Here is an 18333-nt window from a genome sequence, read left to right as displayed (position 1 = left end):
CCGGAACGGCTGCCACCAGCCCAGGAAGGAACGGTGCGGCCTCGCGCTCACAGGCGCCGACGGAGGTGGCGCGTCCGCCGTGGAGCACACGCTTGACCTCGTGCACCGCCCCCGGGGTGCGACCGGTGAGACGCTCGGGGTCGGGGTCGGGGTCGGGGTCGGGACCACCATCCCTCCTGTGGCAGATCGACCAACGCGCCGAGCGCCGCCGGGTCGATACCGAGTAGCGGGGACCTCAGTCGCTGGGGGTGACCGGCTCGGGATCGGCGGCGTCGAGTGCGTCGAGTACCGCGTCGCCGTTCGCCCTCGCCCACTCCGTCAGCATGTGGATCGGGTCGATCAGTGTCGCGCCGAGCGGGGTGAGTTCGTACTCGACGCGGGGTGGCGCCTCGGCGTAGGCGTGGCGGTGGACGAGTCCGTGGGACTCCAGTCGGCGGAGGGTCTGGGTGAGCATCTTGCGGGAGATGCCGCCGATCAGGTCGATCAACTCGCCATGGCGCACCGGGCCCTTGCTGAGGGCGTAGAGCACGACCGCCGTCCACTTGTCGGCGATGAGTTCGACCGTCAGACGCGCCGGGCAGTCGGCGAGAAAGGGATCGCCGGGACCGAAACCGCTCATGGCGCCAAGGTACCTGCTGAGGTACCTGCCGGTTCCTATCGGAAACCTAGCCTGGGTGCTCTCCCTCCTTTCCGATCCAAAGCCAGGAGAGTCATGCCAGTAACGTCAGTAACGCCAGTCGCGCGAGTCATGCGCGTCATCACCCAGCAGTCGCTCGGCGGTCCCGAAGTGCTCACCATCGTGGAGGCGCCCGAGCCCCGGGCCCTTCCGACCGAGGTTCTCGTCCGCGTCAGGGCGATCGGGCTGAACCCGTTGGAGGCGCGGCTGCGTGCCGGGGAGTTCCCGCTGCTCGGCCGGCCGCCGTTCGTCCTCGGCTGGGACATCAGCGGCGTGGTCGAACAGGCGCCGGGGACATGGCGGTTCAGGCCCGGCGACGAGGTGTTCGGGATGCCGCTGTTCCCGCGGGCGGCGAACGCGTACGCCGAGGTCGTGGCGGCACCGGCGCTGCACCTGGCCCGCAAGCCGGCGTCGCTCTCACACGTTGAGGCGGCGGCGCTGCCGGTGATCGGGCTGACGGCGTGGCAGGGGCTCGTCGATCTCGGTGGTGTGAGCGAGGGCGACCGTGTGCTGGTCCACGGCGGTGGTGGCGGGGTCGGCCATGTCGCGATCCAGATCGCGAAGGCGCTCGGCGCGTACGTGGTCGCGACCGCCGGCGGGAACAAGCGGGAGTTCGTCGAGGGGCTCGGTGCCGATGAGGTGATCGACTACACGGCGGTCGACTTCACCGACGCCGTCCGTGACATCGACGTCGTACTCGACACGATCGGCGGCGACACCGTCGAGCGGTCGCTCGAAGTGCTCCGCCCTGGTGGTCACTTGGTGACGGCGGTCGCCGAGGACGATCCGAAGCTCATCGCCACGTACGAGGCGGCCGGCATGCGTTTCAGCGGTATCGCGGTCGACCCCGATCCGGTCGCCCTGCGGGGTCTCGTCGGACTCGTCGAACAGGGCGGGCTCAGGGTCCACGTGCAGGAGACGTTCCCGTTCGAGCGCGTCGCCGACGCGCACCGGCTGCTCGACGCCGGTCACCTCCAGGGCAAGCTCGTCCTCACCGTCTGAGGAGCGCGGCTTTCCTGACGACGGTCTGGACCCCGGACCCCGGACCCCGACCCATGACTCATGGCCCTGGACAAGTTCCGTCGTCCCAGGTCAGATGCGCGAGGTCAGGATGCAGGCCTGACGCAAACCCCTCGTCGGAGAGATCCATCCGCGCCCCGGCGGCCGGCTGGACGCGACCGCGTTGGCGGAGCTGATCCGTGCGCGCCAGGTCTCCGCGGGGAAAGTGCTGCGGGAGTGTCTGGAGCGCATCGACGGGATCGATCCCCGGCTCAACTCCATCGTCACGGTCCTGGCCGATCAGGCGGTCGCCGCCGCCCGCGCGGCCGATGAGGCGGTGGCGGCCGGTGACACGCTCGGTCGGGGAGTCGTTCAGGCCGTGGGTGAGCGTCGGCGCGTCGAGCATGTGGACGGCGACGTGGGAGGCGTACGTGGGAGGCGTACGTGGGAGGCGTACGTGGCATGCAACTTGAGGATGTCCGGGAGCAGGTCGTGGCCGTAGTGCAGGGCGATGACGCTGTCACCGAACTTGTGGCCGAGCGCGCTGTTGACCAGGGCGCCGTAGTCGGAGCCCAGTGACCCGTACCTGTCGTAGTCCAGGACGTCGGTCCTGAGCTGGTGGAGGATGTCGGCGACCTTCCAGTAGTTGAGGTCGCCGCGGGTGACGGGGGTGGACCACGCGAAGCCGGGCGGGGTCGGCGCGATGATGTCGAATGCGTCGGCCGGGTCGCCCCCGTGCGCGGCGGGGTCCGCCAGCGGGTCGATGAGCGGGTAGCTGAACTCGCCCGGCCACGGCCGGCCGTGCAGGATCAGCAGCGGGTCGGGTTCGGGCCCTTGCCGGGCTTGCGGACGAAGTGGACGGGGTGCCGTCGATCTCCACCTTGTACTGCTCGTAGCCGTTCAGCCGCGCCTCCGCCGCACGCCAGTCGAAACCGTCGGCCCAGTACTCGACCAGCGGTGGTGGTCTGCGGAGTAGACGTAACGGGCCATCAGGCGACGGAGATCTTCCATGACGCCGAGACGGAGAAGGCCGCACGGGCCGTTACAGGAGCGTGCGGGCGTAGGCCGAGTTGGAGTAGTCCCGCCACTCGACGATCCGGCCGTCCCGCAACCGGTAGACGGCCATGTTCTTGATGGACGCGAGCTTCCTGCCGGAAAGCGCGAGGCCGTGTACCTGTTCCTCGATGACGAGGTTCTCCCGGCCCCGGACCTCCCCGGCAACTGACCCGGCATCGAAGTACACCTCCACGCAGCGCCGCCCCCCATCAACTGGACCGCCCCGGTGGCAACCGCCGCCGGCGTCGGAACAGCAAGGAACCGGGCGCACACCTACGGCACCCCCGCCTCGAACAACACATACCCGGCATACGACCCCGACGCGACCGCCGTGATCCCCAACAGCAGGCACAGCAGGGGCAGTTGGAGGGTGCGGAGCTTGACGGCCAACGGGATGAAGAGGGGGAAGCACGGGAGGAGGTAGCGGGAGACGTTGCCGAAGATCTGCTGGCTGCCCAGGACCAGGGCGAGGGTGAGCAGGGTGTAAACGGTCAGGACGGCTGGTGGGCGCAGGCGGATCAGGAGGGGGATCAGGAGCGCGGCCAGCAGGACGACGGCCACGCCGATGGTGTCCTCGAAGGGGAACGCGGACAGGTAGTCGAAATGGCCGACCGCCACGGAGCTGAAGACGTCGACGGTGTGCTTGCCGTAGTCGAAGCTGTGCGCCCACGCGCCGCTCTGAAGCTTGAAGTAGCCCGCCAGATTGCCCATTTCATTGCCGACCCAGAGGAGGTAGCCGATCAGACCGAGCGGTGCGATCGCCATCGCGACCCATGGGCCCGCGAGGTTCTCCCGGCGGCGGTGGAGCGTCTGCAGGGCGGCGACGGTGAGGGCGGCGATGAGCGCCACGGCGGTGGGGCGGTTGAGGCCGGCGGCGAAGGTGAGGACGCCCGCGGTGAGCCAGCGGTCGGTCATGACGGCGTGGCAGGCCCAGACCGCGAGGGCGATGTAGAGGGACTCCGAGTACGCCGACCACTCCATGCCGGAGCCGGGCCAGACCGCCCATAGCCCGGCCGCCGCCAACCCGGCTCGCCTGCCCCCGAAGCGGGCCGTCACGGCGTAGATGCCGAGCGCCGCCGCGAACGACGCCACGACCGACACCAGCATCCCGGAGCCGTACAGACCCAGGCCCGTGGCGTCGGAGACCAGTCGCATCGTCGCCGGGTAGAGGGGGAAGAAGGCCGCCGAGTTGCCTTCGAGGGTGATCAGGCCGGTGGCGCCGGGGACTTGGACGAGCGCGGGGTGGTAGCCGTGTGCGGCGATCTGCTGGTACCACCAGCCGTCCCAGGTCGCGAGTACGTCCCAGGCGTGGGCGCCACCGCCGAAGCGCGGGTTCCTCGTCCGGAAGCCGCCGTCGGAGTCCAGCAGGTACATGAACACGGAGAAGCCGATGAGCTTCAGCACGCCGTACAGCGCGAGCACCGGGCCGTGGTGGCGGACCGTGCGGCGCAGGTACTCGCCAACATCCCTGGGCTGGAAGGCCGTTGAGGTCTCCGGGGAAGTCTGGGAGACGGGCGGGGTCAGCGTCGTCGTATCGCTCATGTCGTCGCCTCCTCCGTCGTCTCCCTCGCTGTCTCCTCCGCTGTCTCCTTCGCTGTCTCCTCCCTCTCGCCACGGCGCCTGGCCGGGAACACCCAGGCCCGGAAGAGCAGGAACCGTACGAGAGTTGCCGCCAGGTTGGCCGCGACCAGGACGCCAACCTCCGTGGTGCGCGCGGGAGTTGGGGACGTGCGGTGCAGGACGGCCAGGGCGCCGCTGGTGAGGGCGAGGCCGACCGTGAAGACGAGGAGGCCCTGGGCCTGGTGGCGGAGGGCGTCGGCTCGGCCGCGCAGTCCGAAGGTCAGGCGGCGGTTCGCGGCCGTGTTGGCGAGGGCGCAGAGCAGCAGCGCCAGGGCGTTGGCGGCCTGTCCGCCCGTCGCCGGGCGCAACGCGACGTACAGCAGGACGTATCCGACCGAACTCACCGCTCCTACGGCGGCGAAGCGGAGGAGCTGGGCGGCCAGGCCGGTCGAGTGCGAGCCGTCGGCGGCGGCCCGGCGCAGGCCCGCCGTCGGGAGCGTGCCGCGGGCCAACTCCCGTCCTATGCGGGCGATTCCGCGCAGGTCGGCCAGTGCTGTGGCGAGGATGTCGACCCGGCTGTCGGGGTCGTCCACCCAGTCGACCGGTATCTCGTGGATGCGGAGTCCGGCCCGTTCGGCGATCACCAGCAACTCGGTGTCGAAGAACCACCCCGAGTCCTTCACCAGGGGCAGCAGCCGCTCGGCGACATCACGTCGTACCGCCTTGAAACCGCACTGCGCGTCGGAGAAGCCGACGGCGAGGGTGGACCTCAACAGGGCGTTGTAGCAACGGGAGATGGCCTCGCGCTTGGGGCCGCGCACCACCCGGGAGCCGCGGGCCAGACGGGTGCCGATCGCGATGTCGGAGTGGCCGGAGATCAGCGGGGCGACCAGCGGGAGGAGGGCCGCGAGGTCGGTCGACAGGTCCACGTCGACGTAGGCGAGCACGGGTGCGCGTGATCCGGACCAGGCCGTGTGCAGGGCCCGGCCCCGGCCCTTCTCAGCGAGCCGTAGCCACTCCAACTCCGGTAGTTCGGCAGCCAGTTGGGCCGCTATGCCCGGAGTCTCGTCCGTGCTGGCGTTGTCCGCGATCGTGATGCGGAACGGGTACGGGAACGTCTCCGACAGGTGCGCGTGCAGCCGCCGTACGCTCGGTTCGAGGTCCTTCTCCTCGTTGAACACGGGGACGACCACGTCGAGGACCGGCTCGCGGTGATGTGCCGACACCGGTGTGCGGAGCGGTAGTTGACTCGTCGAACCTGCCTGGCTCACCGAACCCGTCCGGCTCGTCGAACCTGCCTGGCTCGTCGAACCTGCCTGGCTCGTCAGTATCGTCATATTCTGTCCTGGTCTGTGGGCTGCCGCAGGGCGTGCGGGATCGCCTGCGGGCGCCATGCCGCAGCTGGGGCTTACGGGGTGGGGTGGTCCCAGGGGGGGACGGGTCAGCCGGTGTCGGTCGGGCCCACGGTCGCGGACTCCGTTGCCGGCGAAGTCGTGGTCGAACTCGCCGAAGTGCCGTGCCCCGTGGGCGTGTTGGCCGTCCCCGTGCTGGAGGGCGGCGGGGCCGTGTCGGTCATGGTCGGGTCGGAGGACGAGGTGGCCGAACCTCCACTGGGGGTCGAGGTCGGTGTGGTGGGCGGCAGAGTGGTCCGTGTGGGGGTCGGGCTCGTGGTGGCGCTCGGGGGCGTGTCCGGTGTGCGGCTCGGGGTGGCGGTCGGGAGCGTCGGGGTCATGGCGGGGCCGGGCAGGGGGGCCTGCGGTCTGTCGTCCACCCGGTCGTGGGGCAGCAGGAAGAAGCCGAGGCCGATCCCGGCGACGGCCAGGGCGGAGCCAACTGCCCTCTGTGCCAGGCGAACCCGGCGCTTGGCCCGTACCCCGGAGCGGAGACGGGTCTGGTGCCTCGGCTCGAAGGGGGTCGCCTCCTCGGCGTCGCGCATCATCCGCGCGAGCTCCCGCTCGAAGTGGTCCATCAACTCCCCCTCATCCCACCGGTTCGATGACATCGCCGAGGATCCGGCGCAGCCGCGCCACGCCCCGTGACGCATGGGACCGGGCGGTGCCGACCGGACACCCCAGCACTTCGGCGACCTGCCTGTCGGGCAGGTCCTGGTAGTAGCGCAGGACCACGGCGGCCCGTTGCGCAGGCGGCAGTTGGGCCAGCGCCGCCTCCAGCCGCGAGCGCTCCGCCACCACGGCGGACACGTCCCCGGCCTCCGCCCGGTCGGGCAGTTGCTCGACCGGGCGCTCACCCCACCAGCGCCGCCGCGCCGAGCGGGCCGCCACCCGCGCCAGGATCGTGCGGACGTACGGCTCCGGTGCCTCCTCCGCGATTTTCGGCCAGGCGAACCAGAGCTTGACCATGGCCTCCTGGAGCAGGTCCTCGGCGCGGTGCCGATCGCCTCCCACGAGCAGACAGGCCAGATGGAACAACGCCGACCAGCGCGCCGCCACGAACCCGTCGAACCCGTCGGCCCGACTCTGTTCCATCCGTACCGTCCACCGTCCCCGTTTCGGGCAAGCCCCTTACACAGAGAGAAAGGCCGTGGACCCCCTGCCGCGCTGCACTTCAGTGCTGTGATCCGGGTTACATCGCGCTCCGGTCGGCGACGGCGGCCCCCGTACGCCGAGCAGGGCTTCGGCGGCGCCACCATCAACGAGGTGGAGCGGCGGGTCGGCCTGGCCGTGGGGAAGGGCAGCCTGTACCGACATTTCCCCTCGAAGGAGGCCCTGCTGGAGGCCCTGCTGAGGCCCTGCTGGAGGCGGCCGTCGAGCGGGAGGTCACCCGGCTGCGGGCCGAGACGGCGCAGGCCCGCACGGAGCTGCCGCCGGTGACCGATCCGGCCGAGCAGCGGTTGCAGGTGTACGAGGGCGAACGCGGAGGTCGGCGCCTCCGTCGCCCAATCCCTCGACGACCGCACCGCGTTCCGGCGCACCCACGTCACCCACGTCACCCACGTCACCCACGTCACCCACGTCACCCACGACACCGACGCCCAACAGGCCCACGAGCTCGTGGAGTTCACGCTGGACCACTTCGGCGGGCTCCATCGGACACGGCGGTGGCGTGATCGTCACCGTGGCGTCGGCGGCCGGTATAGACCCCGGCACCGGGATGCTCCCGTACCGGGCCGCCAAGGCCGGGGTCGCGCGCTTCACGAGGTGCCTCGCGGTGGAACTCGGCGAGCAACGGGTGCGGGCGAACTGCGTCGCGCCCGCCGACATCGTGACCGAGATCAACGCCGCGTTCGGCAGGGCGGCCGTGGCCCGGCTGCAACCCCTGGCGCGCCAGGGGCGTCCCGCCGACGTGGCCGAGGCGGTGTTCTCTACCTCGCCGGGGACCGGGCCGCTCGGATCGACCGGTGTCGTCCTGCCGGTCGACGGAGGTATGTCGACCGGCACGCCCGCCTCGCGGGTCCACGCACCGGCTGGTCAAGAGTCCGTCATGTGAAAACCCGCGGGTGAGAGGGGGAGGGTTCGCCGACGTACTAAAGGAGCAAGCAGACGCGACTCCCGACGAAGGGCACTTCCTTGATCCCGCGACGCATCCTCCTGAGCCTCGTCGCAGGGCTCGCCTCCACGCTGCTGCTGGGGGCGTGCGGTTCCTCGAACGACGCCGGAACCGACAACGCCGCCTCGGTGGCCCCGGCCGCGTCGGATCCCTCGATCTCGACACCGGTCGCCTCGACACCGGTCGCCTCACCGCCGAGCGCGAGCAGCGGTTCCGGTGGTGGAACGACGACCACCACCCTGACGGCCAAGGCGATGAACGGCCTGGGCAACGTGGTCACCGACAACAACGGGAAGACCCTCTACCGCTTCGACAAGGACGAGCCGTCCCCCTCCAAGTGGACGTGCAAGAACGCCTGCACGATGACGTGGATTCCCGTCATCGTGCAGGACTCCGTGCAGACGTCGGGAGTCGAGAAGAGCCTTCTCGGCACGGTCCACCGCCACGGCCAGCCGCAACTCACCCTCGCCGGCTGGCCGTTGTACCGGTATGTCGGCGACACGGCGGCCGGAGAGGCGAACGGCCAGGGCAAGGACGGCGAGTGGTACGCCGTCGCCCCGTCCGGACAGAAGGCCGCGACGACGGGCTGACCCCGGTCCCTGCCCCGGTCCCTGCGCCTGCCCCTCAGTCCTTCTCAGTGCCTAGCGGTGGCCGTCGGAACGCTTCCGGTGGAGGGTGAAGTTCTCGAACACCGACAGGTCGCCGTTCGGCTTGTTCACGTTGTAGTAGGTCACGTGCATGCGGGTGGTGTCGCCGGCGTGCCGGCCCGGGTCGACGGTGAACGCGGCGAAGCCGTAGGGGTGTTCGGTGTCCCGGACGCCGATCCAGACCGCCTCCTCCTGCGTGTACGTGGAGGTGCGCTTGCCGTTGGAGCCGGGTGTCGCCGAGACGGACGTGATCACCTTGCCGGTGCCGTCCTTGAAGAAGCTCTGGTTCGTGGTGCCCGAGACCCCGCCGCCGCCGAGGATCATGTGCACGGTGCCGAGACCGGTGTCGATGTTGTCGGTGGCCGTGGAGACCGGGTTGGGGGTCAGCGTCTCGGTGCCGCTGACGACTCCGCGAACCGCCAGCGAGCGCTCGTAGTTGTGCTCGTGGCCGCACAGCACCAGGTCGACGCCGTAGCGGTCGAAGAGGGGGCCGTACTTCTGGCGCAGGCCGAGGTCGGCGCCGTTCGCGTCGGTGGAGCTGACCATGACCTGGTGCATGGCGACGACGATCCAGTCGGTGTCGCGCGAGGCCCGGGCCGCCTTCAACTCCTTCTCCAGGAAGGCGAGTTGGCGTCCGCCTGAGTAACCGCTGATGTAGACGTCGCCGCCGTCCTGGAGGCAGTTGTCGTCGTTCTGCAGCACGATCACCCGCACCGACCCGGCCGTGAACGCGTAGTAGAGGCCCGCGAGTTCGGCGTCGGTCTCGGTGGACGGGAGGGCGAAGTAGGTCTGGTAGGCGCCGAGTCCGATCGGGCCGTTGGCCTTCTCGATCTCGTGGTTGCCGGCCGCCGGCATCCAGGGGCGGAAGCGGGCCGAACGGGTGTTGTTGGTGAAGAAGTTGTTCCAGGTGCGCACCCGGTCGACGTCGAGGTTGGCGTAGCAGAGGTCGCCGTTGAGGAGGTGGAAGAGCGGGGCGACCTGCTCGATGCCGGTGACGATGTCCTTCGTCGCGGGGGTGGAGTTCGCGTCGAGCCCCACCGTGCCGTTGGCCGCCCAGGTGACCTGCGGGGCGGACTGGTCGCCGAAGCTGGTGAAGGTGAGCGGCTTGCGTCCGTGCGGCGCGGTGCGGAACGTGCCGCTGTCGGGCGTCGCCCCCTCGTGCGTGGCGAGGTAGAGGTAGTCGGTGTCCGGGGCGAGCCGGTTCAGCGCGGCGTGGTGGACGTAGACGGTGCGGCTGGAGGTGCCGTCGACGTAGGTGACCGTGCGGGCCTTGGCGCTGGAGCCGAAGCCGTGCTCCAGCGTGCCGTAGCGGACGACGGGTCTGTTCACCGGTTTGTCGGTGATCCAGGAGACGTTCATCTGGGTGCGCGGGTCGGCGCCGAAGGTGAGGTGCAGGCCCTGGACCGGGGTCGCGCCGGAGGAGTCCGCGGTGAGGTGAAGGGCCGGGGCGGCGAGCGGGGCGGCCTGCGCCGTGCCTGCTCCCAGCAAGGGGGTGACGGCCGCGCCGGCGCCGGCCGTACCGAGGAGACCCAGCGCGTGACGCCGGCTGACCCCCTCGGACGACTGCGTCGACTCGTCCGGTGTCTCGGTCTGTGTGGTCATGGTGCCCTCCCTGGCGAGCAGTTGAGCTGACAACGTCCGCACATTGGCGCTTCCCGGCGGCTCCGAAGTGAACAGTGCGTTGCCAGACGGTCATTGCGGCCCGGGGGGCGGGCGCCGGGGCCGATTCTTGCCCGGCGCTTTGCCAGGGACCGCCACTTCGTTGACACGGACGGTCGGCCGGGCGGGACTCGGGGAGCCATTTCCGGCCACCGCCGGCACCGCGTCACGACCGCGTCACGGGCGCGTCAGGAATCGGCCCTCCGGCGTCAGACGGGCGCCAACACGGCGGTACGTCCGCTCTCTTCGGCCCTTCGATGGGACACGCAGACGTCTGGGTACGCCGAGGAGTGAGCGACGATGAGCAGTGACGGGCCGGACGCGCGGACACGTGCCGTGGTCGGAGTGAGCGGTTCGCCGGGCAGCCTGGCGGCGCTGCACCGGGCGGTTCGGGAGGCCCGCCGCACCGGTGCCGAACTGCTGGCCGTCCTCGCCTGGGAGCCGCCCGGCGGTGAACTCGCCCACGGGCGCTCGATGTTGACGCCCCCGGTGTCCCACCTCCGCCGGGACGCCGCCGACCGGCTCCTCGCCGTGCTCGACGCGGCCTTCGGCGAGACGGGGCCCGGGGTCCCCTTCCAAGGTCTGGTCGTCCGGGGTACGGCGGGCCGCGCCCTGGTGGAGACCGCCGACCGCCCCGACGACCTCCTGGTCATCGGCGCCGGACCGCGCGGACCGCTGCGCGCCCTGTTCCCGTCCGTCGCCCGCTACTGCGTCACCCACGCCGCGTGCCCGGTCCTGACGGTGCCGCCGTCGCCCCTGGAGAGCGAGCTGGCCTCCCTGCACCGCCGTATCTCACTGGGGCGGACGGTGGACGCGCGGGAGCTGACGGAGGGCGGGGGCTGACCGGCCGCCCGCCCGCACCCCTGAACCCGACCGACGACCCGCCCCCAGGCCCGACCCGCCACCCGCACCCCGGGCCCGACCGACGACCCGCACCCCGGACCGACCGGCCACCCGCACCCCCGAACCCGACCCGCCACCCGCACCCCCAGGCCCAACCAGCCACCCGCACCCCCGGCCGGACCGACGACCCGCCACCCGCACCCCCGGCCCGACCGACGACCCGCCACCCGCACCCCCGAACCCGACCCGCCACCCACCACCCACCACCCGCCCCCGTCAGCACGGCGTCATGGCTGTGCCGCTCCCCGTCAAGCATCCGTCAGCGAGGCACCCGTACCCCCGCCCGGCGGGCATAGCTTCGAGGAAGCGCCAGGTCAGACCGATCCGGCCACGCACATCGCCTTGTACGAGGAGCCGCACGATGTCTCCAGTCGAACCCGCCGAGAAGACCCCCGCGGAGCCCGCCGCCGCCGAGGACCCCGAGCCCGCCGAACCCGTCCCGGCCGGGCTGCTGTTCGTCCCCGTCCGGTCGGGACCCGCGGGCTGCACGGCCCGGTTCTTCCGCACCCCGCTCGGCGGCCGTACGGCGGTCGGTTTCACCTCGGCGGCGCGGCTCACCGCGACCCTCGGCGCCGGGCAGGCCTGCATCAGGCTCTCCGAACCCGCGCTGCGCGCCCTCGCCGCACCGCTCGGCGTCACGGCGCTCACCGTCGACCCGCAGTTCTCCGCCCCCGCCGCCGACCGTACGGCCGCCGCCGAGCGGGAGCGCGCGAACTCCTGGCGCCGCTGGCATCCCCAGCACGTCGGCGCCCTGCGCATGACCGGCGCCGCCGCCGTCGTCGCCTGCCTGAACCTGCTGATCGGCTGAGGAGACCCTCCCATGTCCACCCTGGACGCCCCCGTTGTCCAAGTCGCCGACACCGACGGCCTGTTGGTCTGGCCGCGCTCCGCCCGTCCCTCCCCCACCGGCGATGTCACCGTCGGCGGTGTGTCGCTCGCCGAGGCCGCCGACCGCTTCGGCACGCCTGTCTACGTCCTCGACGAGCAGGAGGTCCGCGAGCGCTGCCGTACGTACCGCACGGCGTTCCCGGAGGCCGATGTCGTCTACGCGGCCAAGGCGTTCCTGTGCCGGGCGATGGCCCACTGGGTGCGGGAGGAAGGACTCGGCCTCGACGTCTGCTCGGCCGGCGAACTCGAACTCGCCGTCACCACCGGCTTCCCGCCGGAGCGGATCGTGCTGCACGGCAACGCCAAGAGCCCGGAGGACCTGCGCACCGCGCTGCGCCTCGGGGTCGGCCGGATCGTCGTCGACAGCACCTCGGAGATCGCCCGGCTGGCCGCGATCACGCCCGCCGACAGCCGCCAGAAGGTGATGGTGCGGGTGGTGCCCGGCGTGGCGGCCGGCGCCCACGTCAAGGTGCGCACCGGCACCGACGACCAGAAGTTCGGCCTCTCCATCACCGACGGCTCCGCGCAGCACGCGGTGACCCGCATCCTCGACCAGCCGCACCTCCAACTCGTGGGCCTGCACTGCCACATCGGCTCGCAGATCGCGACCACGAAGCCGTACGTCGCCGCGGTTCGGCGCATGGTCGGCCTGTTGGCCCGCATCCGCGACCAACACGGCGTCACCCTCCCGCAGTTGGACATCGGCGGCGGGCACGCCATCGCCTACCGCCCCGGCGAGGAGCGCCTCGACATCCCGGTCCTCGCGGGCCGGGTCCGCGCCGAGCTGGCGGACGGCTGCGCCCGCGCGGGGCTGCCCGTACCCCGGCTCACTCTCGAACCGGGCCGGGCGATCGTCGGCCCCGCCGGGGTCGCCGTGTACCGCGTGCTGGCCGTGAAGCGCACCGGCGACCGCACGTTCGTCGCCGTCGACGGCGGCATGAGCGACAACCCCCGGCCCGCGCTCTACGGCGTGCGCTACGCACCCCGGCTCATCGGCCGCCCGGCCACCGCGCCGCCCCGCCTGGTCACCGTCGTGGGCCGGCACTGCGAGGCGGGCGACATCCTCGCGGACGAGGTGGCGCTCCCCGGCGACGTACGCCCCGGCGACCTCCTCGCCGTACCGGCGGCCGGCGCGTACCACCTGTCCATGGCGTCCGGCTACAACCTCGTCGGCCGCCCGCCGGTCGTCGCGGTGGCCGACGGGATCGCGCGCGTGCTCGTCCGGCGTGAGTCGCTGGACGACATGAACCGCAGGGACATCGGGCTGTAGCCCCTGGCAGGGAGGGCGGGACGGAGCCGGGGGACTGGTCTAGACCGCACGGAGAGGTTAAGGTCACAGCCATGTCCTCTGCTGCCCACCTGCACATTTGCCCTAGCATCCGAGCATGACGGTCCTGCCCGACGACGGGCTCTCGCTGGCCGCCGAGTTCCCTGACGCGACGCATGAGCAGTGGCAACGCCTGGTGGAAGGCGTACTGCGCAAGTCGGGCAAGGAAGTCTCGGGCGCCGCAGCGGAAAACGCCCTGTCCACCTCGCTGGAGGACGGACTCCGTGCCCGTCCCCTGTACACCGCCGACGACTCCGCACCCGAACCCGGCCTCCCCGGATTCGCCCCCTTCGTCCGGGGCTGCCGCGCCGAGGGCAACACCCTCGGCGGCTGGGACGTACGCCAGCAGCACACGGCCGGCGACAACACCGCGGTCCTCGGCGACCTGGAGAACGGCGTCACCTCGCTGTGGCTGGTCACGGGCGAGCACGGCATCCCGGTCGCGTCCCTCGGCGACACCCTCGACGGTGTCTTTCTCGACCTGGCGCCCGTCGCCCTCGACGCGGGCAGCGAAGTCGAGCCCGCGGCAGCCGAGTTGCTACGGCTGTACGAGGAGCGGGGCGTCGCGCCCGAAGCCGCCCGCGGCACCCTCGGCGCCGACCCGCTGAACTTCGCGGCCCGCACCGGGTACGAGGCCTTCCCCTTCGCACCCGTCGCCGCGCTCGCCCGGCGCTGCGCCGAGGAGTACCCCGGGCTGCGCGCGCTGACCGTGGACGCGCTGCCGTACCACGGGGCCGGCGGTTCGGCGGCACAGGAGCTGGGCGCCTCGCTGGCGACCGGTGTCGCCTATCTGCGTGAGCTGACCGAGGCGGGCCTGAGCGTCGAACAGGCCGTAGGACAGCTGGAGTTCAGGTACGCGGCTACGGCCGACCAGTTCCTGACGATCGCCAAGTTGCGCGCGGCGCGCAGGCTCTGGGCGCGCGTGACCGAGGTGTGCGGGGCGCCGGGCGGGCAGGTGCAGCACGCGGTGACCTCGCCGGTGATGATGTCCCGCCGCGACCCGTGGGTGAACATGCTGCGCACGACGGTCGCGACGCTGGCCGCCGGAGTGGGCGGCGCCGAGTCCGTCACCGTGCTGCCCTTCGACCACGCGCTGGGCCTGCCGGACGCGTTCGCGCGCCGGATCGCCCGCAACACCTCGACGATCCTGGTCGAGGAGTCGCATCTCTCCCGGGTGATCGACCCGGCGGGCGGCTCCTGGTACGTGGAGCGCCTCACTGACGAACTCGCCCACGCGGGCTGGGAGTTCTTCCAGCACATCGAGCAACAGGGCGGCCAGGCAGCCGCGTTGCGCTCGGGCAGCCTCCGCGAGGACCTCGCCACGACCTGGGCGGCCCGCAGCGCGAAGCTCGCCAAGCGCCGCGAACCGATCACGGGTGTAAGCGAGTTCCCGAACCTCGCCGAACGTCTCCCGGAGCGCGCCCCCGCCCCCACGACCCCGTCCGGCGGCCTGCCGCGCGTGCGCCGCGACGAGGCCTACGAAGCACTGCGCGCCCGCTCCGACGCCCACCTCGCGGCGACCGGCTCCCGGCCCCGGATCTTCCTGGCCGCGCTCGGCCCGGCCGCAGCGCACACCGCCCGGCTCTCCTTCGCGTCGAACCTGTTCCAGGCGGGCGGCATCGAGCCCGTCACCGCGGGCGAGTTCGCGGACAGCGGCGCCACCGAGGCCTGCCTGTGCTCCAGCGACGCGCTGTACGAGGAGCAAGCGGCCCAGGTCGCCGGGGAGTTGAGGTCGGCCGGTGCCGGGCACGTGTTCCTCGCGGGCCGTCCCGGGCAGTACTCCGGTGTCGACGCCTACGTCTTCGCGGGCTGTGACGCCGTAGCCGTACTCTCCGCCACCCTCGACCGCATGGGAGTGTCCTGATGGCAGCGATGGGGCACATCCCCGACTTCTCCGGGATCGAGCTGGGGGCCCCGGCCGTCGAGACCGGTACCGACGAGTGGCGCGACGCCGTGAAGAAGGCGGCGGGCGGCGACGACCTCCTCTGGGAGACCCCTGAGGGCATCGCCGTCAAACCCCTGTACACCGGACAGGACTTGGAAGGCCTGGACTTCCTGGCCACCTACCCGGGCATCGCGCCGTATCTGCGCGGCCCGTACCCGACGATGTACGTCAACCAACCCTGGACGATCCGCCAGTACGCGGGTTTCTCCACGGCCGAGGAGTCCAACGCCTTCTACCGCCGCAACCTCGCGGCCGGTCAGAAGGGCCTGTCGGTCGCCTTCGACCTGCCCACGCACCGGGGTTACGACAGCGACCACCCGCGCGTGACCGGTGACGTCGGCATGGCGGGCGTGGCGATCGACTCGATCTACGACATGCGCCAGCTCTTCGACGGCATCCCGCTCGACAAGATGACCGTGTCGATGACGATGAACGGCGCGGTGCTGCCCGTGCTCGCCCTCTACATCGTGGCGGCGGAGGAACAGGGCGTACCGCCCGAGAAGTTGGCCGGGACCATCCAGAACGACATCCTCAAAGAGTTCATGGTCCGCAACACCTACATCTATCCGCCGAAGCCGTCGATGCGGATCATCTCCGACATCTTCGCCTACACCTCGCAGCGGATGCCCCGCTACAACTCCATCTCCATCTCCGGCTACCACATCCAAGAGGCGGGCGCGACGGCGGACTTGGAGCTGGCGTACACCCTCGCGGACGGCGTGGAGTACATCCGGGCAGGCCGGGAGGCGGGGATGGACGTGGACGCGTTCGCTCCCCGGCTCTCCTTCTTCTGGGCGATCGGCATGAACTTCTTCATGGAGATCGCCAAGTTGCGCGCGGCCCGCCTCCTCTGGGCCAAGCTGGTCAAGCAGTTCGACCCGCAGAACGCCAAGTCCCTCTCCCTGCGCACCCATTCACAGACCTCGGGCTGGTCGCTGACCGCGCAGGACGTCTTCAACAACGTCACGCGCACCTGCGTAGAAGCCATGGCGGCGACACAGGGCCACACCCAGTCGCTGCACACCAACGCCCTGGACGAGGCCCTCGCCCTCCCGACCGACTTCTCGGCACGCATCGCCCGCAACACCCAACTCCTCATCCAGCAGGAGTCCGGCACGACCCGGGTGATCGACCCGTGGGGCGGCAGCGCGTACGTCGAGAAGCTGACCTACGACCTCGCGCGCCGCGCCTGGCAGCACATCGAGGAGGTCGAGGCGGCGGGCGGCATGGCCAAGGCCATCGACGCGGGCATCCCGAAGCTCCGCATCGAGGAGGCCGCGGCCCGCACCCAGGCCCGCATCGACTCCGGCCGCCAGCCGGTCATCGGCGTCAACAAGTACCGCGTGGAGACCGACGAGGAGATCGACGTCCTCAAGGTCGACAACTCCTCCGTCCGCACCCAACAGATCGAGAAACTACGGCGGTTGCGCGCCGAGCGCGACGAACAGGCCACCCAGGACTCGCTACACGCGCTGACCCGCGCGGCCGACGAGGGCACGGGCAACCTCCTGGAGCTGGCGGTGAACGCGGCCCGCGCGAAGGCGACGGTCGGCGAGATCTCCGACGCGCTGGAGAAGGTGTACGGGCGGCACGCGAGCCAGATCCGTACGATCGCCGGTGTGTACCGCACCGAAGCCGGCGACTCCCCGTCCGTCGAGCGCACCCGCACCCTGGTCAGCTCCTTCGAGGAGGCCGAGGGCCGTCGCCCCCGCATCCTGGTCGCCAAGATGGGCCAGGACGGCCACGACCGCGGCCAGAAGGTGATCGCCACCGCCTTCGCCGACCTCGGTTTCGACGTCGACGTCGGCCCGCTGTTCCAGACCCCCGGCGAGGTGGCCCGCCAGGCGGTCGAGGCGGACGTACACATCGTCGGGGTGTCGTCCCTCGCCGCCGGACACCTCACCCTCGTACCGGCGTTGAAGGAATCCCTCGCCGAGGAGGGCCGCGAGGACATCATGATCGTGGTCGGCGGAGTCATCCCACCCCAGGACGTCCCCACCCTCCTGGAGATGGGCGCGGCGGCCGTGTTCCCGCCCGGGACAGTGATCCCGGACGCGGCCTACGACCTCGTACAGCGCCTGGCCGCCGACCTCGGGCACACCCCGTGATCGAGGTCGACACCTATGTGAAGGGCGTACTCGACGGCAAGCGGGCCCTGGTGGCCCGCGCCATCACCCTCGTCGAGTCGACCAAACCCCAACACCGGGTCATGGCCCAGGAGTTGCTGACCGAACTCCTCCCGCACAGCGGCCAGGCCCGCCGGATCGGCATCAGCGGCGTACCGGGCGTCGGCAAGTCGACCTTCATCGACGCGTTCGGCACACTGCTGACCTCACAGGGCTTCCGGGTCGCGGTGCTGGCCGTGGACCCGTCGTCGACCCGCACGGGCGGCTCGATCCTCGGCGACAAGACCCGCATGGAACGCCTGGCCGTGGACCCGGCCGCCTTCGTCCGCCCCTCCCCCACCGCCGGCACGCTGGGCGGCGTGGCGAAGGCGACCCGCGAGTCCATCGTGGTGATGGAGGCGGCGGGCTACGACGTCGTCCTCGTCGAGACGGTAGGCGTGGGCCAGTCGGAAACGGCGGTCGCCAACATGGTCGACTCCTTCCTGTTGTTGACCCTGGCCCGCACCGGCGACCAATTACAGGGCATCAAGAAGGGCGTCCTGGAACTGGCGGACGTCATCGCCGTCAACAAGGCGGACGGCCCGCACGAGCGCGACGCGAAGAGCGCGGCACGTGAACTGGCAGGCGCACTACGGCTGATGCATCCCGCCGACGCGGCCTGGACCCCGCCGGTACTGAGCTGCAGCGCACGCGAGGGCACCGGCCTGGACACGGTCTGGGAACGCCTGGAACAACACCGCTCACTGCTGGACTCCACGGGCCGCCTGGCTGCCAAACGCAGCGAGCAGCAGGTGGACTGGACATGGACGATGGTCCGAGAAGAACTCCTGGGCCGCCTGCACTCAGATCCGACGGTCCGCGCGCTGGCTCCGGACCTCGAACGCCAGGTACGCGAGGGCGAGTTGACAGCAACCCTGGCGGCCGAGCAAATCCTCCGAGCCTTCGGAACCCCGCCCAACTGACCCCACCCTGTTTTTTAGGGGCGCGGGGCTGTATCGATTTGCGGCTCCGCCGCGTGGGCGCGACCAGCCCCCACCGGC

Annotated in this window: 18 protein-coding genes and 2 pseudogenes; 11 read left to right on the top strand and 9 right to left on the bottom strand. The window is 71.2% G+C overall.

Translation table 11 applies throughout. The features are described from left to right. Positions 1 to 235: 235 nt before the first annotated feature. A complete protein-coding gene (locus OG407_RS39505) occupies positions 236 to 619 on the bottom strand; it encodes a winged helix-turn-helix transcriptional regulator (protein WP_403603809.1) in 384 nt (127 codons plus the stop codon). A gap of 129 nt (positions 620 to 748) precedes the next feature. Between OG407_RS39505 and OG407_RS39500 the strand changes: the two genes are divergently transcribed. Together OG407_RS39500 and OG407_RS39495 are read left to right on the top strand one after the other, a co-directional pair. Continuing rightward, complete coding sequence (locus tag OG407_RS39500) at positions 749 to 1678, top strand: NADP-dependent oxidoreductase (RefSeq protein ID WP_405864797.1); 930 nt, start codon at positions 749 to 751, stop codon at positions 1676 to 1678. A 181-nt stretch (positions 1679 to 1859) separates the two neighbouring features. Then, positions 1860 to 2177, top strand: coding sequence for a hypothetical protein (locus OG407_RS39495; protein WP_405864795.1), 318 nt, complete (start codon positions 1860 to 1862; stop codon positions 2175 to 2177). Positions 2178 to 2248: 71 nt separating this feature from the next. On the opposite strand, the pseudogene OG407_RS39490 reads toward OG407_RS39495, so the two are convergent. The 7 genes and pseudogenes from OG407_RS39490 to OG407_RS39460 all read right to left on the bottom strand — a co-directional run. Beyond that, positions 2249 to 2440 (bottom strand): annotated as a pseudogene (locus OG407_RS39490) (epoxide hydrolase); the annotation flags it as partial. A gap of 142 nt (positions 2441 to 2582) precedes the next feature. Then, a pseudogene (locus tag OG407_RS39485) lies at positions 2583 to 2711 on the bottom strand (hypothetical protein); the annotation flags it as partial. A 6-nt stretch (positions 2712 to 2717) separates the two neighbouring features. Beyond that, positions 2718 to 2924 carry a hypothetical protein gene (locus tag OG407_RS39480; protein ID WP_405864793.1) on the bottom strand — a complete coding sequence of 69 codons (207 nt, stop codon included), beginning with the start codon at positions 2922 to 2924 and terminating at the stop codon, positions 2718 to 2720. Between the two features lie 80 nt (positions 2925 to 3004). Further along, positions 3005 to 4273 (bottom strand): hypothetical protein, encoded by a 1269-nt coding sequence (locus tag OG407_RS39475; protein WP_405864791.1) that lies wholly within the window; start codon positions 4271 to 4273, stop codon positions 3005 to 3007. Then, positions 4270 to 5628, bottom strand: coding sequence for a glycosyltransferase (locus OG407_RS39470; RefSeq protein ID WP_405864789.1), 1359 nt, complete (start codon positions 5626 to 5628; stop codon positions 4270 to 4272). Before OG407_RS39470 ends, OG407_RS39475 begins: the two co-directional genes overlap by 4 nt. A gap of 104 nt (positions 5629 to 5732) precedes the next feature. After that, positions 5733 to 6260, bottom strand: coding sequence for a hypothetical protein (locus tag OG407_RS39465; RefSeq protein WP_405864787.1), 528 nt, complete (start codon positions 6258 to 6260; stop codon positions 5733 to 5735). Between the two features lie 10 nt (positions 6261 to 6270). Continuing rightward, a complete protein-coding gene (locus OG407_RS39460) occupies positions 6271 to 6777 on the bottom strand; it encodes a SigE family RNA polymerase sigma factor (protein ID WP_405864785.1) in 507 nt (168 codons plus the stop codon). On the opposite strand from OG407_RS39460, the gene OG407_RS39455 reads away from it, so the two are divergent. The 3 genes from OG407_RS39455 to OG407_RS39445 all read left to right on the top strand — a co-directional run bounded on the left by OG407_RS39455 (position 6712) and on the right by OG407_RS39445 (position 8388). Beyond that, positions 6712 to 7122 carry a helix-turn-helix domain-containing protein gene (locus OG407_RS39455; RefSeq protein WP_405864783.1) on the top strand — a complete coding sequence of 137 codons (411 nt, stop codon included), beginning with the start codon at positions 6712 to 6714 and terminating at the stop codon, positions 7120 to 7122. The genes OG407_RS39460 and OG407_RS39455 overlap by 66 nt on opposite strands. Positions 7123 to 7336: 214 nt before the next feature. Continuing rightward, positions 7337 to 7738, top strand: coding sequence for an SDR family NAD(P)-dependent oxidoreductase (locus OG407_RS39450; RefSeq protein ID WP_405868836.1), 402 nt, complete (start codon positions 7337 to 7339; stop codon positions 7736 to 7738). A gap of 80 nt (positions 7739 to 7818) precedes the next feature. Further along, positions 7819 to 8388 carry a hypothetical protein gene (locus OG407_RS39445; protein WP_405864781.1) on the top strand — a complete coding sequence of 190 codons (570 nt, stop codon included), beginning with the start codon at positions 7819 to 7821 and terminating at the stop codon, positions 8386 to 8388. A gap of 51 nt (positions 8389 to 8439) precedes the next feature. On the opposite strand, the gene OG407_RS39440 is transcribed toward OG407_RS39445, so the two are convergent. Further along, a complete protein-coding gene (locus OG407_RS39440) occupies positions 8440 to 10047 on the bottom strand; it encodes a purple acid phosphatase family protein (RefSeq protein ID WP_405864779.1) in 1608 nt (535 codons plus the stop codon). A gap of 357 nt (positions 10048 to 10404) precedes the next feature. Between OG407_RS39440 and OG407_RS39435 the strand changes: the two genes are divergently transcribed. The 6 genes from OG407_RS39435 (at position 10405) to meaB (ending at position 18255) form a co-directional block, all read left to right on the top strand. After that, positions 10405 to 10947 (top strand): universal stress protein, encoded by a 543-nt coding sequence (locus OG407_RS39435; RefSeq protein ID WP_405864777.1) that lies wholly within the window; start codon positions 10405 to 10407, stop codon positions 10945 to 10947. Positions 10948 to 11368: 421 nt separating this feature from the next. Then, the gene (locus OG407_RS39430) at positions 11369 to 11815 is read left to right on the top strand and encodes an SAV_915 family protein (RefSeq protein ID WP_405864775.1); all 447 of its coding nucleotides are present in this window, start codon (positions 11369 to 11371) and stop codon (positions 11813 to 11815) included. A gap of 12 nt (positions 11816 to 11827) precedes the next feature. Then, entirely contained in the window at positions 11828 to 13165 is a 1338-nt protein-coding gene (lysA, locus tag OG407_RS39425) for a diaminopimelate decarboxylase (protein WP_405864773.1), read from the top strand. Positions 13166 to 13280: 115 nt separating this feature from the next. Next, positions 13281 to 15086, top strand: coding sequence for a methylmalonyl-CoA mutase family protein (locus OG407_RS39420; RefSeq protein WP_405864771.1), 1806 nt, complete (start codon positions 13281 to 13283; stop codon positions 15084 to 15086). Beyond that, positions 15086 to 17275 (top strand): methylmalonyl-CoA mutase, encoded by a 2190-nt coding sequence (gene scpA, locus OG407_RS39415; protein ID WP_405864769.1) that lies wholly within the window; start codon positions 15086 to 15088, stop codon positions 17273 to 17275. Before OG407_RS39420 ends, scpA begins: the two co-directional genes overlap by 1 nt. After that, positions 17272 to 18255, top strand: coding sequence for a methylmalonyl Co-A mutase-associated GTPase MeaB (gene meaB, locus OG407_RS39410; RefSeq protein ID WP_405864767.1), 984 nt, complete (start codon positions 17272 to 17274; stop codon positions 18253 to 18255). Before scpA ends, meaB begins: the two co-directional genes overlap by 4 nt. Positions 18256 to 18333 lie beyond the last annotated feature (78 nt).

The organism is Streptomyces sp. NBC_01515 (assembly GCF_045040345.1).
Taxonomy (GTDB): Bacteria; Actinomycetota; Actinomycetes; order Streptomycetales; family Streptomycetaceae; genus Streptomyces.
This window is presented reverse-complemented; position numbering and strand designations above follow the sequence as displayed.

What these genes read in the sequence shown, in the direction of transcription:
- OG407_RS39475 (WP_405864791.1), bottom strand. Translation starts at nt 4,273, where the DNA reads ATGAGCGATACGACGACGCTGACCCCGCCCGTCTCCCAGACTTCCCCG.
- OG407_RS39465 (WP_405864787.1), bottom strand. Translation starts at nt 6,260, where the DNA reads ATGGACCACTTCGAGCGGGAGCTCGCGCGGATGATGCGCGACGCCGAG.
- OG407_RS39455 (WP_405864783.1), top strand. Translation starts at nt 6,712, where the DNA reads ATGGAACAACGCCGACCAGCGCGCCGCCACGAACCCGTCGAACCCGTC.
- OG407_RS39440 (WP_405864779.1), bottom strand. Translation starts at nt 10,047, where the DNA reads ATGACCACACAGACCGAGACACCGGACGAGTCGACGCAGTCGTCCGAG.
- OG407_RS39470 (WP_405864789.1), bottom strand. Translation starts at nt 5,628, where the DNA reads ATGACGATACTGACGAGCCAGGCAGGTTCGACGAGCCAGGCAGGTTCG.
- OG407_RS39420 (WP_405864771.1), top strand. Translation starts at nt 13,281, where the DNA reads ATGACGGTCCTGCCCGACGACGGGCTCTCGCTGGCCGCCGAGTTCCCT.
- lysA (WP_405864773.1), top strand. Translation starts at nt 11,828, where the DNA reads ATGTCCACCCTGGACGCCCCCGTTGTCCAAGTCGCCGACACCGACGGC.
- OG407_RS39430 (WP_405864775.1), top strand. Translation starts at nt 11,369, where the DNA reads ATGTCTCCAGTCGAACCCGCCGAGAAGACCCCCGCGGAGCCCGCCGCC.
- OG407_RS39500 (WP_405864797.1), top strand. Translation starts at nt 749, where the DNA reads ATGCGCGTCATCACCCAGCAGTCGCTCGGCGGTCCCGAAGTGCTCACC.
- scpA (WP_405864769.1), top strand. Translation starts at nt 15,086, where the DNA reads ATGGCAGCGATGGGGCACATCCCCGACTTCTCCGGGATCGAGCTGGGG.
- OG407_RS39505 (WP_403603809.1), bottom strand. Translation starts at nt 619, where the DNA reads ATGAGCGGTTTCGGTCCCGGCGATCCCTTTCTCGCCGACTGCCCGGCG.
- OG407_RS39460 (WP_405864785.1), bottom strand. Translation starts at nt 6,777, where the DNA reads ATGGAACAGAGTCGGGCCGACGGGTTCGACGGGTTCGTGGCGGCGCGC.
- OG407_RS39435 (WP_405864777.1), top strand. Translation starts at nt 10,405, where the DNA reads ATGAGCAGTGACGGGCCGGACGCGCGGACACGTGCCGTGGTCGGAGTG.